Annotated in this window: 13 protein-coding genes; 5 read left to right on the top strand and 8 right to left on the bottom strand. The window is 54.1% G+C overall.

The window, feature by feature from the left end:
• Nucleotides 1-67: 67 nt before the first annotated feature.
• Nucleotides 68-1,714 carry a Na+/H+ antiporter gene (locus tag VH187_RS04575; RefSeq protein ID WP_329700303.1) on the top strand — a complete coding sequence of 549 codons (1,647 nt, stop codon included), beginning with the start codon at nucleotides 68-70 and terminating at the stop codon, nucleotides 1,712-1,714.
• A 59-nt stretch (nucleotides 1,715-1,773) separates the two neighbouring features.
• Here the strand turns inward: VH187_RS04575 and murP are convergent, their stop codons facing one another.
• Nucleotides 1,774-3,225 carry a PTS N-acetylmuramic acid transporter subunit IIBC gene (murP, locus tag VH187_RS04570; protein WP_329700302.1) on the bottom strand — a complete coding sequence of 484 codons (1,452 nt, stop codon included), beginning with the start codon at nucleotides 3,223-3,225 and terminating at the stop codon, nucleotides 1,774-1,776.
• Between the two features lie 2 nt (nucleotides 3,226-3,227).
• Nucleotides 3,228-4,139, bottom strand: a complete 912-nt coding sequence (gene murQ / locus VH187_RS04565) for an N-acetylmuramic acid 6-phosphate etherase (RefSeq protein ID WP_329700301.1) — start codon at nucleotides 4,137-4,139, stop codon at nucleotides 3,228-3,230.
• Nucleotides 4,140-4,373: 234 nt separating this feature from the next.
• On the opposite strand from murQ, the gene VH187_RS04560 reads away from it, so the two are divergent.
• Nucleotides 4,374-5,228, top strand: a complete 855-nt coding sequence (locus VH187_RS04560) for an SIS domain-containing protein (protein ID WP_329700300.1) — start codon at nucleotides 4,374-4,376, stop codon at nucleotides 5,226-5,228.
• 28 nt (nucleotides 5,229-5,256) lie between these two features.
• On the opposite strand, the gene VH187_RS04555 is transcribed toward VH187_RS04560, so the two are convergent.
• From VH187_RS04555 to VH187_RS04545, 3 genes are all read right to left on the bottom strand, one after another.
• Nucleotides 5,257-5,898, bottom strand: coding sequence for a DUF2057 family protein (locus VH187_RS04555; protein ID WP_329700299.1), 642 nt, complete (start codon nucleotides 5,896-5,898; stop codon nucleotides 5,257-5,259).
• Nucleotides 5,898-6,977 (bottom strand): porin, encoded by a 1,080-nt coding sequence (locus VH187_RS04550; protein ID WP_329700298.1) that lies wholly within the window; start codon nucleotides 6,975-6,977, stop codon nucleotides 5,898-5,900. The genes VH187_RS04555 and VH187_RS04550 overlap by 1 nt, the downstream gene beginning before the upstream one ends.
• A gap of 349 nt (nucleotides 6,978-7,326) precedes the next feature.
• A complete protein-coding gene (locus VH187_RS04545) occupies nucleotides 7,327-8,214 on the bottom strand; it encodes a LysR family transcriptional regulator (RefSeq protein WP_329700297.1) in 888 nt (295 codons plus the stop codon).
• Nucleotides 8,215-8,316: 102 nt separating this feature from the next.
• Here VH187_RS04545 and VH187_RS04540 point away from each other — a divergent pair, with 102 nt between their 5' ends.
• Both VH187_RS04540 and VH187_RS04535 read left to right on the top strand, forming a co-directional pair.
• On the top strand, nucleotides 8,317-8,727 hold the full coding sequence (locus VH187_RS04540) for a CidA/LrgA family protein (RefSeq protein WP_329700296.1): 411 nt from the start codon (nucleotides 8,317-8,319) through the stop codon (nucleotides 8,725-8,727).
• Nucleotides 8,720-9,409 (top strand): LrgB family protein, encoded by a 690-nt coding sequence (locus tag VH187_RS04535; protein WP_329700295.1) that lies wholly within the window; start codon nucleotides 8,720-8,722, stop codon nucleotides 9,407-9,409. The genes VH187_RS04540 and VH187_RS04535 overlap by 8 nt, the downstream gene beginning before the upstream one ends.
• A gap of 103 nt (nucleotides 9,410-9,512) precedes the next feature.
• Here the strand turns inward: VH187_RS04535 and actP are convergent, their stop codons facing one another.
• From actP to acs, 3 genes are all read right to left on the bottom strand, one after another.
• Nucleotides 9,513-11,162 (bottom strand): cation/acetate symporter ActP, encoded by a 1,650-nt coding sequence (gene actP, locus VH187_RS04530; RefSeq protein ID WP_329700294.1) that lies wholly within the window; start codon nucleotides 11,160-11,162, stop codon nucleotides 9,513-9,515.
• Nucleotides 11,159-11,473, bottom strand: coding sequence for a DUF485 domain-containing protein (locus tag VH187_RS04525; protein WP_329700362.1), 315 nt, complete (start codon nucleotides 11,471-11,473; stop codon nucleotides 11,159-11,161). Before VH187_RS04525 ends, actP begins: the two co-directional genes overlap by 4 nt.
• A gap of 158 nt (nucleotides 11,474-11,631) precedes the next feature.
• On the bottom strand, nucleotides 11,632-13,590 hold the full coding sequence (acs, locus tag VH187_RS04520; protein ID WP_329700293.1) for an acetate--CoA ligase: 1,959 nt from the start codon (nucleotides 13,588-13,590) through the stop codon (nucleotides 11,632-11,634).
• Nucleotides 13,591-14,004: 414 nt separating this feature from the next.
• Here acs and gltP point away from each other — a divergent pair, with 414 nt between their 5' ends.
• Nucleotides 14,005-15,318, top strand: coding sequence for a glutamate/aspartate:proton symporter GltP (gene gltP, locus VH187_RS04515; protein WP_329700292.1), 1,314 nt, complete (start codon nucleotides 14,005-14,007; stop codon nucleotides 15,316-15,318).
• Nucleotides 15,319-15,334: the final 16 nt, after the last annotated feature.

The raw sequence follows: 15,334 nt of genomic DNA, 5'->3' as shown, positions 1-15,334 counted from the left end.
TGCGATAAGCTGAAGGGCGTATTATCTGAGGTTGCATTAGAAATAAGTCATCGCAAACAGGGATAGCATGGAAATTTTCTTCACAATACTGATCATGACCCTTGTGGTCTCCCTTTCCGGGGTAGTTACCCGCGTACTTCCTTTTCAGGTTCCGCTGCCTTTGATGCAAATCGGCATCGGTGCGCTGCTGGCGTGGCCGACGTTCGGTCTGCACGTTGAATTTGACCCGGAACTGTTCCTCGTTCTGTTTATCCCGCCGCTGCTGTTTGCCGATGGCTGGAAAACGCCCACGCGCGAATTTCTGGAACATGGACGCGAGATTTTTGGCCTTGCGCTGGCATTGGTGCTGGTCACTGTCGTGGGCATCGGTTTCCTGATTTATTGGGCTGTGCCTGGGATCCCACTGATTCCCGCGTTCGCACTGGCGGCGGTGTTGTCGCCGACTGATGCGGTCGCGTTATCTGGCATCGTCGGTGAAGGGCGCATTCCGAAGAAGATCATGGGGATATTGCAGGGTGAGGCGTTGATGAATGACGCGTCCGGCCTGGTCTCCTTGAAATTTGCCGTCGCGGTGGTGATGGGCACGATGGTCTTCACCGTCGGGGGCGCCGCGCTTGAGTTTGTCAAAGTGGCAACAGGCGGTATTTTGGCCGGGTTTGTTGTGAGCTGGTCGTACGGGCGTTCGCTGCGTTTCCTCAGCCGTTGGGGCGGCGATGAACCGGCCACGCAGATTGTGCTGTTGTTCCTGCTGCCGTTCGCTTCTTACCTGATTGCTGAACACATCGGTGTTTCGGGCATTTTGGCTGCAGTCGCCGCCGGGATGACGATTACCCGCTCCGGCGTGATGCGCACCGCACCGCTGGCGATGCGCCTGCGTGCCAACAGCACCTGGGCGATGCTGGAGTTTGTGTTCAACGGTATGGTCTTCCTGCTGTTGGGCCTGCAACTGCCGGGCATTCTTGAAACGTCATTAGTGGCGGCAGAAGCGGATCCGAACGTCGACACCTGGGTGCTGTTCGCCGATATTATTCTGATTTACGCCGCGCTGATGCTGGTACGTTTTGGCTGGTTATGGACCATGCAGCGTTTCAGTCAGCGTTTCCTGAAAAAGAAACCAATGGAGTTTGGTAGCTGGAGCACGCGTGAATTGCTCATTGCCACGTTTGCAGGCGTGCGCGGGGCGATTACGCTGGCGGGTGTGCTCTCCATTCCGCTGCTGCTTTCCGACGGCAACGTCTTCCCGGCACGCTATGAACTGGTCTTCCTCTCGGCGGGCGTCATTTTATTCTCGCTGTTTGTGGCCGTAGTGGTGATGCCTATATTGTTGCGACACATTGAAGTCGCCGACCACTCTCAGCAGTATAAAGAAGAGCGTCTGGCGCGTGCTGCAACGGCGGATGTGGCGATTGTGGCGATCCAGAAAATGGAAGAGCGGCTGGCACAGGACACCAAAGAGAATATCGATAATCAGTTGCTGACCGAAGTGAGTTCACGCGTTATCGGTAATTTGCGCCGTCGTGCGGACGGGCGTAACGATGTGGAAACCTCGATGCTGGAAGAGAGTCTCGAACGCCGCTTCCGTCTGGCGGCGCTGCGCTCTGAACGCGGTGAACTCTATCACTTACGCGCGACCTGCCAAATCAGCAACGAGACGCTGCAAAAGCTGCTGCACGATCTCGATTTGTTAGAAGCGCTGTTGATCGAAGACCAGTAATTTTCCCCAAAAAAAAGCCGCCTCATCGGCGGCTTTAAGGGGGGGAACCCCGTCGACCCTTATTGCAGGTCGACGTTTTTACTGCCAAAGAACCAGGTCAGTACAAAACCTGCAAGATACGAAATCAGGATACCCACGACGTAGACCGCCATCCCGGCAAAGATGCCTTGCGAAGAGGTCATCAGCGGAATCGATACCAGGCCAGACGGGCCGAACACGGTGTTCAAACCTACTGGCAGCCCCAGCCATGAAACCAGACCGATAAAGAAGCCACCTACCGCGCCGCCAATACAGGCCGTGACGAAGGGTTTCAGTCGTGGCAGGGTGACACCGTAAATCAGCGGTTCACCAATACCCAGCAGGCCCGGGAAGATGGCGCCTTTAATCTGCGTACGCAGCAGAGAACCCTGCTTCGCACGGTAGAACAATGCCAGTGAAGCACCCACCTGTCCGGCACCGGCCATCGCCAGAATCGGGAACAGTGAGTTGAAGCCCTGCGCGTCCATCAGCGCGAAATAAACCGGAACAAAGCCCTGATGAATACCAAACACCACCGCAATCAGGAACAGACCGGCCAGCAGTGCAGTTCCAAACGGGTTGCCGTTGAGGTGCAGGAACAACCATGACATGCCTTTAAACAGCTCGCCGCCAATCGGCATAATTACGGTGAAAGTGATAGCGCCGGTAATCAGCAACGTAATCGCGGACGTCAGGATCATATCCAGAGAGTCGTGAATGAAGCGACGGACCTGGCGTTCAATCCATGCGCCCAGAATACAGGCCAGCAGGACGCCAATGATGTTGCCGCGTGGGTCAATCACTATGCCGAAGAAATCCTGCATTCCGGCGTAATAGCCGACTTTGCCTTCCGGCACATAACGCAGAATAAACAGCGAGGCGATGATCGCACCGTTCACACCAGAACCGCCGAAGGCTTTCTGGGTGTTGAAGCCAATCAAAATACTCAGGAAGGTGAACAGGCCGATGCTGAACACTTTCATGTAGGCGATCATGTCAACGAGCCAGGTCGCTTCCGCTACGCCTTCGACCACAAAAATCTGCTGCAGCAGTGTAGCGAAGCCGAGCAGTAAACCTGCGGCGATAAAGCCTGGGATAAGCGGAGTAAAGATGGTGGCAAACTTGGTTAAAAAGTTATGCACCGCGCTGTTCTGCTTGCCCTTCATTTTGGCTTTGTTTTGGCTCGCCTGAGAGGCAAGGTCAGCTTCTGCGACCGGAGCGGCACCGTTATCGCCACCGGCTTTAATCATCTCATTCATCATCTCGCTGGCGGTTTGTGCTTTACCAGGGCCGAGAATAATTTGTAGCTGATCGTCACCGTTGATCACGCCCATCACGCCGGGTACGGCTTTGAGCTTATCGATATCAATGATGTCGCGATCGACCAGGGTCAGACGCAGACGTGTCATACAGTTCCCGCACACGCTGATGTTGGCAGTCCCGCCAGACAGTTGCAGGAGTTGCTCAATCATTGAGCTGGTAATTTTTGCCATGGTTATTTGCTCCCGATGCCCTGAATGGCGCTGCGAATAAAGCCGTTATTGCTGTTAAGCATTTCGCTTGCGTCGGCGGCGCTCAGGCCTGCCAGAATCATCACGATGGCGGTTTTACAGTGACGGTTACACGCAGTTAACGCGGCTTCTGCGGTGGCTGCATCGCACTCTGTCGCCTGTACTACGATATTTACCTGACGCTGTAACAGCTTGGCGTTAGTGGCTTCCACGTCGACCATCAGGTTGCCAAATACTTTGCCAGAGCGGATCATCGCGCCAGTGGTCAGCATGTTAAGAATGAGTTTTTGCGCGGTGCCGGCTTTCATACGGGAAGAGCCTGTAACCACTTCCGGGCCCACCAGCGGTTCCATGGCGATATCGGAGAGTTTGCCGATTTCGCTGCCACGGTTGCAGGCGATAGCACCGGTTGTCGCACCCACGCTGCGAGCATATTTCAGTGCGCCAATCACATACGGCGTACGGCCACTGGCGGCGATGCCGATAACCACATCGCGTTCGTTCAACGCTAAATCACGCAGATCTTGCTCGCCCATTTGTGGGCTATCTTCGGCGTTTTCGACTGCCTGAAGGATAGCTGTGTGACCACCGGCAATCAGACCCACGACCATTTCGCGCGGTGTGCCGTAAGTCGGAGGACATTCGCTGGCGTCCAGAATACCCAGACGACCGGAGGTGCCAGCGCCGCAGTAAATCAGGCGACCGCCGCAGGCGAACGCTTTGGTAATGGCATCGACGGCTTGAGCGATAGCATGCAATTGTTCTTCTACTGCCAGCGCCACTTTTTGGTCTTCCGCGTTGATGACTTTCAGCATGTCCAGCGTCGACAGGGTGTCAATGTTCTCGCTCGCGCGATTGCGACTTTCAGTGGTCAGTGCGGATAAATCAATTTTCATAACGGCCTCGATGATTCATGTTTTCAATGTATGGAATAATATATTCCATAACCTTCATTCAGAAGTAATATTTTATGCCTTGCTGGCAATCTGTGATCGTGATCACTTGAGAAGTGACTTTTCCCACTCGTTCTGCCGTGGATTCAGGATCAAAGGGTGTAATGGGAAAAGGGATGACTTATCATTTTAATCCCTTAGCCCACGCTAAAAAACCGAGCGACCCATTACTGCCTTATGAAACACATCAATACCATCCTTCATAATAAATCGTTGTTTACCCCTGGTGAGCGCAAAATTGCGGATTTCATTCTGGAAAATCCAGGCCGCGTGAAGCAGTTTTCGTCGCCGGAGCTCGCACAAGTATTGGGCATTAGTCAGTCGAGCATCATTAAATTTGCGCAGAAACTGGGCTTTAAGGGGTACACCAATTTTAAGATAGCGCTGGTGGAGGAGTGGGGGCAGCAAAGTACCGAACGCAAAAATGACGTTGCCTATATTCATAATGAAATTAACAGCGAAGATACCTTCCCGCTGATCGCCGAAAAACTGCTGATGGAAAAACAGCAGGCGCTGCGCGATACCACTAACGGACTGGATTTTGCCAGGCTGCAACAGGTAGTCGATCTTATTCGTGTCGCCGGGCGCGTGCAGATCACTGCCATCGGTGGCTCATCGCTGATCGCCAAAGATTTGGCCTATAAGCTGATGAAAATCGGGTATCCGGTGATGAATGAGATGGACAGCCACGTGCAAATCACCGTGGCGCAGTCGTTGACGGCGGAAGATGTACAGATTGCAATTTCGTTCTCCGGCAACCGCAGAGAAGTGCAGGTCGCGGCGGAAACTGCGAAAGCACGCGGGGCGAAAGTTATCGCGCTGACGTCGTTGCAACAGTCGCCACTGCGACAGGCTGCGGACCTGTGTCTGGACACCATCGCGGAAGGCAGCAAAACACACAGCTCGTCGATTGCCGTCCGTACGGCGCAACACACGCTGATTGATTTACTGTTTGTCTGTCTGCTTCAGCAGGGAGAGGAAGGACGTCGGCAGCTCATTGGACAGAGCCGGACGTTGGTCGATAAGCTGTAATTTCCCCGGACGAACCGGGGAAAGAGGATTACTGCACGTCGAGCGCCCATTTCAGGAAGGCTTTACGCTGAGCGGGGTCGCTTTGCAGATAAAGCTGCTGCATCGCTTTGAATCTTTCCGCACTGGATTGACCGTTTGTCGTCACCGCAGGCGCTCGTGCTGGAGCCGATGTTGCTGCGACTGCCGGTGCTGCCGCGACGGCAACAGCCGCTGGCGTCGCTTCACCGTTGACCACCGAATCCCAGGACGTTGAAATCGATCCAAATGCGCTTTGGCGAACCAACGGCGTCGGGGTAAACGGCACCGCTTTCCCTTTCTCGGCGAGGCTAAAGACCGGATCTTTCGCCAGCGCCCGTACTTCAGACGTATCCGTCGCCTGTTTGATGCTCAGCGTAATCACCTCATCGCCTGACGCGTTGAACGTCAAAAGCCAGGGTTTGGACGTCACACGACCATTGCTCTGGTTAGTCGAAGACGGATTTTCCGGGCTGTCATATTTCACAACCACCTTTTGTTCGCCGTCTTTGAGCGCAATCTTATCGCTGAAAATACTCACGTCTGCTGATCTTGCCGCCAGCACCGTCAGATTATTACCCACGATAAGGTGGGGAGCAGCCAGTGCCTGGCTGCCGCAAAAAAGAAGTGACACTAACAGTAATTTTTTCATCATCAGAACTCGTAACGCAGACCCACGTGGTAGTAATCGTCGGCAGGGTTGCTGCCGCCAAAGGTGACGCGATTGCCTGTCACTTTGTTGGTGCCTTGCTTACCGTTACGCCAGGAATAAGAGGTGTAAATGGAGCTACGTGGCGTCAGTTTGTACTGCACTTCAAACGTGGTGTCGCGCAGTTGCAGGCCATCACCATCTTCGTTGTCCAGATGACGATAACCGGCACGCAGCGCCCAGTCTTCGTTCACGCTCCACACCGCGGTCGTTTCGTAATCTTTATCCACGCTGTCCGGGGAACCATCACGGTATGTCACGCGATCCTGTGCAAACAACACGCCGAGCATCACATCGCCTATGTAATAACGGGTGCCCACGCCCCAGAATGAATATTCGTCCGCCTGCTGGTTGGCCTGCATAGAGGTTGCATCGTGGCTGGCTTTCTCTTTTTGGCCTGCGATAACCGGTTGCAGTTTGCCCGCACTACCCATATCCAGCGTGTAACGAACGGCGCCGTTATATCCGTAATCCAGGTCCGAGCTGTCGTTGCCCAGAATATAAGCGGCAGAAACATCAAGGTCGCCAAAGGTATTTTGATACTGAACGGTGCCATCCTGACGGAAAACCTGAACGGCTGTTGGATCGACGAAGTTTGCCTGACGAGCCATCGCCACATCGGAGCTGGCAAATACGTCACCAATATCGGTAAACATAATCAGACCGGAAGAGACACGGCCACCGGTTAATTTGCCGTACTCGGCTAAATCCAAACCCGCCCACACATAACGTGCTGTTAAATCTTTCGTATTATCATGGAGATTGTTGGCATATTCGGCCGCATTGACCTGATATTGCGCCAGACCAATAACCGCCATTTTATCGTTAATCGCCTGACGTCCAGAGATGCCAAAACGGCCATCAAATCGGCCTTCGTTATCACCGCCTTTATTGGTAATGTTAAAGCCAAGACGACCATACAAATCAACAAATGAACCGTCGTCGGCCTGATAAATAGGCGCGGCGAAAGCATTGCTGGAAGCGAGTAAGAATAGTGCGGTAATGGTTTTAAATTTGAATTTCACGAAGGCTATCCCTGTACTTATTATCTTGAAAAAACATGATTGGAATTAAACATTCCATTGTTTATGTATCAATGTAATTTTTTATTCCATCCTGTTTTTTGTGAAGGCGCTCAAAGATAAGCATTCAAAACACAAGAATGCTCTGAGAAATTCACGTGAAATTTGCGTGTTTATTATTATGGGGAAGTGTGATTGATGAAGGTTAATACGTTAAAAATTAAACGAAACACAAGGATCGTCTTATTTTTGAGTCGTGATTTAAAAATGGAAAAACAGCAAGCTGTTCTATTTATATAGCGTGGCGCTAACGGTGAGCTAAACATCACGCGTTAGCGATCGCTACTGAATATTATACACCAGGCAACCAGAACCCTTCGCAGCAATTCAGCCACGCCTGGGCGCTGTGGGAGAGATAGGTTCCTTCACGCCAGATCATCCCTAACTGCCAGTGCAGTTCGCTATCGAGCGGGATCCAGCGCAGAGTGTTTTTATCGAGTCGTTGGCAAATCGGCTCCGGTAAAATCGCCACACCAACGCCCGCCTGAACCATGGCTGCCAGAAAATCCCATTGACCGCTGCGCACTGCAATGCGCGGTTTCACGTCATGATCGGTGAACAGCTGCATTAACTGGCGGCTAAGGGCGAAATCTTCGTTGTAAATCAACAGCGGATGCGCGGCCAGTTGTTCCGGGCTAATGGACTCGACGTTAAGCCAGTCGCCGGAACGTGGCACCAGCACGCACAGCGGATGGCTGAACAGCGGCAGCGTTGACAGGCCGCTCTCTTCATCGACGGGCAGGGCGGTCATCGCCACATCCAGCTCGCCGTTCATCACCGCCTGCTGTACCGTCAGGCCGCCAAATTCGGCAATTTTCAACTCCACGCCCGGGTAGCGCTGACGAAACAGGCTGATTGGCCCGGCCATTAACATGCCGACCATCGGTGGAATACCCAAACGCAGCAAACCGCCGTGCAGGTGATTGATATCACTGAGTTCGGCTTCCAGTTGGCGAAATTCAGCGAGGATCGTCAGGCCTCGGTCGAACACCACGCGCCCGGTATCGGTCAGCAGCAGTTTGCGTCCGTCGCGAATGAGAAGGGTACAGTTGAGCTCATCTTCCAGATTTTTCAGCATCTTACTGATAGTCGGCTGGGTGACAAATAGCTTCTCTGCCGCGCGGGTAAAACTCTGCTGCTGGACCACTTCGACGAAATAGCGCAGCGTTCTTATGTCCATGATTATTCCTCGAAACTATACCTTCAATGATTTTAATTCATTTCTGTCGCAGTCGGCGGCTCACTATACTGAGCGCCTTCACTTTTTTCAGGAATTCCTTTCATGGCTGTGGCCTTAGGGCGCGTAACGCCTGCTGTCCTGCATCATCTTCAGGTTCCGGTGCAGGTGGTTTTGTACGCCGGGGTGTTTGTACTGGCGGAACATTTAGTGGCGTGGGGCCATCTTCCGTTGCCCGCGAATCTGGTCGGCATGGTGCTGATGCTGGCGTTGATTGTCTGCCGCGTGCTACCGCTCAATTGGGTGCGCGCGGGTTCCCGCTGGCTGCTGGCAGAAATGCTTTTATTTTTCGTGCCTGCGGTAGTGGCAGTGGTGAATTACGCCCAATTGCTGATGGTCGATGGCTGGCGTATTTTCCTGGTGATCGCACTGAGCACACTGATGGTGCTGGGCGCAACGGCGTGGGTGGTCGATAAAGTCTATCGTTACGAGTTACGCAGGATGAACCGTGAATAGCCTGACATTAAGCCTGCTGTGCCTCGCCATTACCCTTGGCCTCTATTACGCCAACAAACGCCTGTATCGCCGCTTTCGCAAATTGCCGCTGATGCCGCTGGTGTTCACCCCGCTGTTGTTGGTGCTGATGCTGGTGTTCGGGCATATCTCTTATCAGAATTATATGGGTGAAGCGCACTGGCTGCTGTGGCTGCTTGGCCCGGCGACCATCGCCTTTGCCGTGCCTGTTTATGACAATCTGGCGGTGATTAAACGCCACTGGATGTCGCTCAGCGCGGGCGTGGTGACGGCGACGGTGGTCGCCGTGTGCAGCTCCGTCTGGTTGGCGCGTTTGTTTACGCTGTCGGATGAAATTCAGCGCAGTCTGGCGGTGCGTTCGGTGACGACGCCATTTGCGCTTGCCGCCGCCAAACCGCTTGGCGGCCAGCCAGAACTGGTGGCGCTGTTTGTCGTCGTGACGGGCGTATTTGGCATGGCGGTCGGCGATATGCTTTTTTTACGTCTGGCGATCCGTGAAGGGATGGCGAAAGGGGCAGGGTTTGGCGCGGCCTCGCACGGAGCGGGTACGGCGCGTTCTTACGAGTTGGGCCCGCAGGAAGGGGTCGTTGCCAGTCTGGTGATGATGTTGTCTGGCGTGACAATGGTTTTGGTTGCGCCGCTCGTGGCGTGGGTGATGTTCTGATCGCCTGAATTGCCGGATGCGGCTACGCCTTATCCGGCCTACAACTTGTGTCGTCGTTATTCGCTTGTTCGCCCGGTAAGCAGTAGCGCCACCGGGCAATTCTTTAGTGCGCGGAGCCTTGCTCGATACCAATCCCGGTTTGAGAACGGATGAACTGCGCCCGGAACCGCTCGCGTTCGAGTTTCCCGGCTTCGGAGTTGTCGGTCGCCGAGAAGAACCAGATCCCGATAAAGGCCACGGCGATGGAGAACAGCGCCGGGTATTCATACGGGAATACTGCTTTCTCGTGACCGAGGATCTGCACCCAAATGGTTGGGCCGAGGATCATCAGGATAATCGCCGTCAGCAGGCCCAGCCAGCCGCCGATCATCGCGCCGCGCGTGGTCAGTTTCGACCAGTACATCGACAGCAGAATAATTGGGAAGTTACAGCTCGCGGCAATCGAGAACGCCAGGCCGACCATGAAGGCGATGTTCTGCTTCTCAAACAAAATCCCCAGCAGAATGGCAACGACGCCCAAAATCAGCACCGTGATTTTCGACACGCGCAATTCATCGCGTTCAGACGCGCCTTTGCGGAACACGTTGGCGTACAAATCGTGTGAGACCGCCGAAGCGCCCGCCAGCGTCAGGCCGGCAACCACCGCCAGAATAGTGGCGAATGCCACGGCGGAAATGAAGCCGAGGAACAGGTTGCCACCTACAGCATCAGCCAAATGCACTGCCGCCATATTGTTGCCACCAATCAGCTGACCCGCCGCGTCTTTAAACGCCGGGTTCGCCCCCACCAGCATGATCGCGCCGAAGCCGATAATAAAGGTCAGAATGTAGAAGTAACCCATGAAACCGGTAGCGTAGAACACACTTTTACGCGCTTCACGTGCATCGCTGACGGTGAAGAAACGCATCAAAATGTGCGGAAGACCTGCCGTACCAAACATCAGACCCAGCCCCAACGACAGCGCGGAAATCGGATCTTTCACCAGCCCGCCAGGACTCATGATCGCCGCCCCTTTCGGGTGTACCGCCATCGCTTCGGTGAACAGGTTATTGAAGCTAAAGCCGACGTGTTTCATCACCATAAACGCCATAAAACTTGCGCCGAACAGCAGCAGTACGGCTTTGATGATTTGCACCCATGTCGTTGCCAGCATGCCGCCGAACAGTACGTACATCACCATCAACACGCCGACCAGTACTACCGCAATGTGGTAATTTAGGCCGAACAGCAGTTCGATGAGTTTGCCCGCGCCGACCATCTGCGCAATCAGATACAACGCTACCACCACCAGCGAACCGCAGGCGGAAAGGGTGCGAATCGGTCCTTGTTTCAGGCGATAAGACGCCACATCGGCAAAGGTATAACGCCCGAGATTACGCAGGCGTTCGGCAATCAGGAACAGAATAATTGGCCAGCCGACGAGGAAGCCGAGCGAGTAAATCAGCCCGTCGTAGCCGGAGGTATACACCAGCGCGGAAATCCCGAGGAACGACGCGGCGGACATAAAGTCTCCGGCTATCGCCAACCCGTTCTGGAAACCGGTGATATTGCCGCCCGCAGTGTAGTAATCGTTACGCGAACGCACCCGTTTGGAAGCCCACCAGGTGATGTACAGCGTCAGCAGCACGAATACCAGGAACATAATAATCGCTTCCCAGTTAGTCGGCTGGCGCTGCACCTCGCCGGTAATGGCATCGGCGGCGTTAGCCGCAAAGGGCAGCGTGGCGGCGAGCGCCGTCAGGAGCTTTTTCATGATGCCTTCACCTCACGCAAAACGGCTTTGGTCAGCCGGTCGAATTCACCGTTGGCCCGCCAGACGTACACGCCAGTGAGCACGAAAGAAATCACAATGACGCCAATCCCAATAGGAATGCCGCGCGTGACGCTGGTTCCCGCGTGCAGCGGCGTACCGAGCCAGCCGGGGGCGAAAGCAATTAACAGGATAAAACCGACGTAAACCACCAGCATGATAATGGACAGGAACGTGGCAAACCGTTGCCGTTTTTCGACTAACTCCCTGAAATGCGCACTGTCTTCTATCTGCTGACAAATAGATTCATTCATCACAGAGTTCTCCAGAGGTTTTCCCCGTCATCTTTCGCGGTGCAGGTGCGTTGGCTCGTAGCCGCCTGCAACACGAAATCTTTAGGGGAGGGTAAGGTATTGTTGTTTTAGGGTGGTACGCGTTGCCCTCTCCCGATCGGGAGAGGGGTTAAACAGGGTTAAGAAGGCATTGAAATGGACTGCTTCTCTTCGAGCAGTTTTTCCACCACGCCAGGATCCGCCAGGGTCGACGTATCGCCAAAGTTACTGGTATCCCCGGCGGCGATTTTGCGCAGAATACGGCGCATGATTTTGCCGGAACGAGTTTTCGGCAGCGAATCGGTCCAGTGCAGCACGTCCGGCGTCGCCAGCGGGCCAATCTCTTTGCGCACCCAGTTACGCACTTCGGTGTACAGCTCCGGGCCAGGTTCTTCACCGTGGTTCAGCGTGACGTAGGCATAAATCGCCTGGCCCTTGATGCTGTGCGGAATACCGACCACTGCCGCTTCGGCAATTTTCGGGTGTGACACCAGCGCAGATTCAATTTCCGCGGTGCCCAGACGGTGACCGGACACGTTCAGCACGTCATCGACGCGCCCGGTGATCCAGAAGTAACCGTCTTCGTCACGGCGTGCGCCGTCGCCGCTGAAATACATGTTTTTGAAGGTCGAGAAATAGGTTTGTTCGAAACGTTCGTGATCGCCAAACAGCGTACGCGCAGAACCCGGCCAGGAATCGGTGATCACCAGGTTGCCTTCGGTGGCGCCTTCCAGCACGTTGCCTTCGTTATCGACCAGCGCGGGCTGGACGCCAAAGAACGGACGCGTCGCAGAACCGGCTTTCAGTTCGGTCGCGCCTGGCATCGGGGTGATCATGAAGCCACCGGTTTCGGTCTGCCACCAGGTGTCCATCACCGGGCATTTTTCGTTACCGATTTTCTTCCAGTACCACTCCCAGGCTTCCGGGTTGATTGGCTCGCCTACGGAACCCAAAATGCGCAGCGATGAGCGGTCAGTGCCCTGAATCGCTTTATCGCCTTCGGCCATCAACGCGCGGATAGCGGTCGGCGCGGTGTAGAGAATATTCACTTTGTGCTTATCAACCACCTGGCTCATGCGCGCTGGCGTCGGCCAGTTTGGCACGCCTTCGAACATCAGCGTGGTAGCGCCGCAGGCCAGTGGGCCATACAGCAGATAGCTATGACCGGTGACCCAACCCACATCGGCGGTACACCAGTAAATATCACCCTGATGGTAATCAAAGACGTATTTAAAGGTGCTCGCGGCATACACCAGATAACCCCCGGTGGTGTGCAGCACGCCTTTCGGTTTGCCAGTGGAACCGGAGGTGTAGAGGATAAACAGCGGATCTTCCGCGCCGACTTCCACCGGCTGATGCTGGTCGCTGGCTTTTTCTGTCAGCTCGTTCCACCACAGGTCGCGGCCTTCGTGCCAGGCCACATCGCCACCGGTACGCTTAAGCACTACCACGTTTTCAACGGTTTTGACGTTCGGGTTTTTCAGCGCGTCGTCGACATTTTTCTTCAGCGGAATCGAACGGCCCGCACGCACGCCTTCATCGGCGGTGATCACCAGTCGGGAACTGGAATCAATAATACGTCCGGCAACCGCTTCCGGTGAGAAGCCGCCGAAAATGACGGAATGCACAGCGCCGATACGCGCGCAGGCGAGCATCGCCACCGCCGCTTCCGGCACCATCGGCATATAGATAGCCACCACGTCGCCTTTTTTGATACCAAGGTCGGTCAGGACGTTGGCGAAGCGGCAGACATCGCGGTGCAGTTCTTTATAAGTGATTTTTTTACTCTGGCTGGCGTCATCGCCTTCCCAGATGATGGCGGTCTGGTCGCCACGTTCAGCCAGATGGCGGTCGAGGCAGTTGGCCGCCAGATTCAGCGTGCCATCTTCGTACCATTTAATCGACACGTTACCGGGGGCGAAGGAGGTGTTTTTTACTTTCTGGTACGGCTTGATCCAGTCGAGAATTTTTCCCTGTTCGCCCCAAAAGGCATCCGGATCGCTGACCGACTGCTGGTACATCGCTTGGTACTGTTCCGGGTTAATCAGGCAGTTTTCCGCAATGTTTGCGGGAATAGAGTGTTTGTGTATTTGGCTCATGCTTTTTTTCTCCCTGTAGAATGTTAATAATATGTCAAGCAATCGTTAATTATAGAGCTTATAACGGCTTTGTTTATTATTTGGGCGACAGATCACGCATTCTTTGCAGAGTATGAAAATCCACCAAACGAATCTTTGAAGGCGAATAATAACTATGATGAATTTATAGTTTTATTGAATGGAAAAAGTTTTTTATAACAAAAGGTTATTTTCAGTAACCAGACTTAATTCGCCTTCCTCTGCCTTTTATCAGTCAAAAGCCCCGTAATGTAAGGCTTGCGCGGCATGCCATGCAGGTGGTACTGATACGCCGCGTTAAAAAACGCCACGCAAAAACACAACACGTCTGATCCCCGTTTTAGTGGGTAACATTCGCCACATGAATGTCACCCTGCATTGAGGAAGTCTGTAGTCATGAAAAAAGCAAAAGTCAGCCTGGCCTGGCAAATCCTGCTGGCGTTGGTGCTGGGTATTCTTCTGGGCAGTTATCTGCATTACCAAAGCGACAGCCGTGAATGGCTGATTACCAATTTGTTATCGCCAGCCGGTGATATCTTCATTCATCTGATCAAAATGATTGTGGTGCCGATTGTGATTTCGACACTGGTGGTCGGGATTGCAGGCGTGGGCGATGCCAAATCGCTGGGACGTATCGGCGCGAAAACCATCATCTATTTTGAAATCATCACCACCATTGCCATCGTGCTCGGCATTACCCTGGCGAATGTGTTTAAGCCGGGTGCGGGCATTGATATGTCAGCGTTGGCGGCGGTCGATATTTCCAAATACCAGAGTACCGCCGCCGATGTGCAAAGCCATGCGCATGGCCTGATGGGGACGATTTTGTCGCTGGTGCCGACCAACATTTTCGCGTCGATGGCGAAAGGCGAAATGCTGCCGATTATCTTCTTCTCTGTGCTGTTTGGTCTGGGCCTGTCATCGCTGCCGTCTGCACATCGCGAGCCACTGGTCACCGTGTTCCGCTCGGTGTCCGAAACAATGTTTAAAGTGACGCACATGGTGATGCGTTATGCGCCGGTTGGCGTGTTTGCTCTGATTTCTGTCACCGTCGCCAACTTCGGTTTCGCCTCTCTGTGGCCACTCGCTAAGCTGGTTATTCTGGTGTACGTCGCTATCGTGTTCTTCGCGCTGGTGGTGCTGGGTGCGGTGGCAAAAATGTGCGGGCTCAGTATCTGGATTTTGATTCGCATCCTGAAGGATGAACTGATTCTGGCTTACTCCACCGCCAGCTCTGAGAGTGTGCTGCCGCGAATCATTGAGAAAATGGAAGCCTACGGCGCCCCTGCGTCGATAACCAGTTTCGTGGTGCCGACGGGTTACTCCTTTAACCTTGATGGCTCAACGCTGTACCAAAGTATTGCGGCGATTTTCATCGCGCAGTTGTACGGTATTGACCTCTCTCTCGGTCAGGAAATCATTCTTGTGCTGACGTTGATGGTGACGTCGAAAGGCATTGCGGGCGTGCCCGGCGTGTCATTCGTGGTGTTGTTGGCAACGCTCGGCAGCGTCGGCATTCCGCTGGAAGGGCTGGCGTTTATCGCAGGCGTAGACCGACTGCTCGACATGGCGCGTACTGCGTTGAATGTGGTGGGTAATGCGCTGGCGGTGCTGGTGATTGCCAAGTGGGAACACAAATTCGACCGCAAAAAAGCGCTGGCTTATGAGCGTGACGTGTTGGGGAAATTTGAGAAGACCGCGAACCGTTAAGACAAAAACGCCCGGC

The sequence above is a fragment of the Scandinavium sp. genome, assembly GCF_036271055.1.
In the GTDB taxonomy this organism is placed as follows: domain Bacteria; phylum Pseudomonadota; class Gammaproteobacteria; order Enterobacterales; family Enterobacteriaceae; genus Scandinavium.
Note: the sequence above shows the minus strand (reverse complement) of the source record. Positions and strands in the feature narration are given on the sequence as shown.

Excerpts from the sequence above, each read along its gene's own strand:
- VH187_RS04575 (WP_329700303.1), top strand. The coding sequence starts at position 68 with ATGGAAATTTTCTTCACAATACTGATCATGACCCTTGTGGTCTCCCTT.
- murP (WP_329700302.1), bottom strand. The coding sequence starts at position 3,225 with ATGGCAAAAATTACCAGCTCAATGATTGAGCAACTCCTGCAACTGTCT.
- murQ (WP_329700301.1), bottom strand. The coding sequence starts at position 4,139 with ATGAAAATTGATTTATCCGCACTGACCACTGAAAGTCGCAATCGCGCG.
- VH187_RS04560 (WP_329700300.1), top strand. The coding sequence starts at position 4,374 with ATGAAACACATCAATACCATCCTTCATAATAAATCGTTGTTTACCCCT.
- VH187_RS04555 (WP_329700299.1), bottom strand. The coding sequence starts at position 5,898 with ATGATGAAAAAATTACTGTTAGTGTCACTTCTTTTTTGCGGCAGCCAG.
- VH187_RS04545 (WP_329700297.1), bottom strand. The coding sequence starts at position 8,214 with ATGGACATAAGAACGCTGCGCTATTTCGTCGAAGTGGTCCAGCAGCAG.
- VH187_RS04540 (WP_329700296.1), top strand. The coding sequence starts at position 8,317 with ATGGCTGTGGCCTTAGGGCGCGTAACGCCTGCTGTCCTGCATCATCTT.
- actP (WP_329700294.1), bottom strand. The coding sequence starts at position 11,162 with ATGAAAAAGCTCCTGACGGCGCTCGCCGCCACGCTGCCCTTTGCGGCT.
- VH187_RS04525 (WP_329700362.1), bottom strand. The coding sequence starts at position 11,473 with ATGAATGAATCTATTTGTCAGCAGATAGAAGACAGTGCGCATTTCAGG.
- acs (WP_329700293.1), bottom strand. The coding sequence starts at position 13,590 with ATGAGCCAAATACACAAACACTCTATTCCCGCAAACATTGCGGAAAAC.
- gltP (WP_329700292.1), top strand. The coding sequence starts at position 14,005 with ATGAAAAAAGCAAAAGTCAGCCTGGCCTGGCAAATCCTGCTGGCGTTG.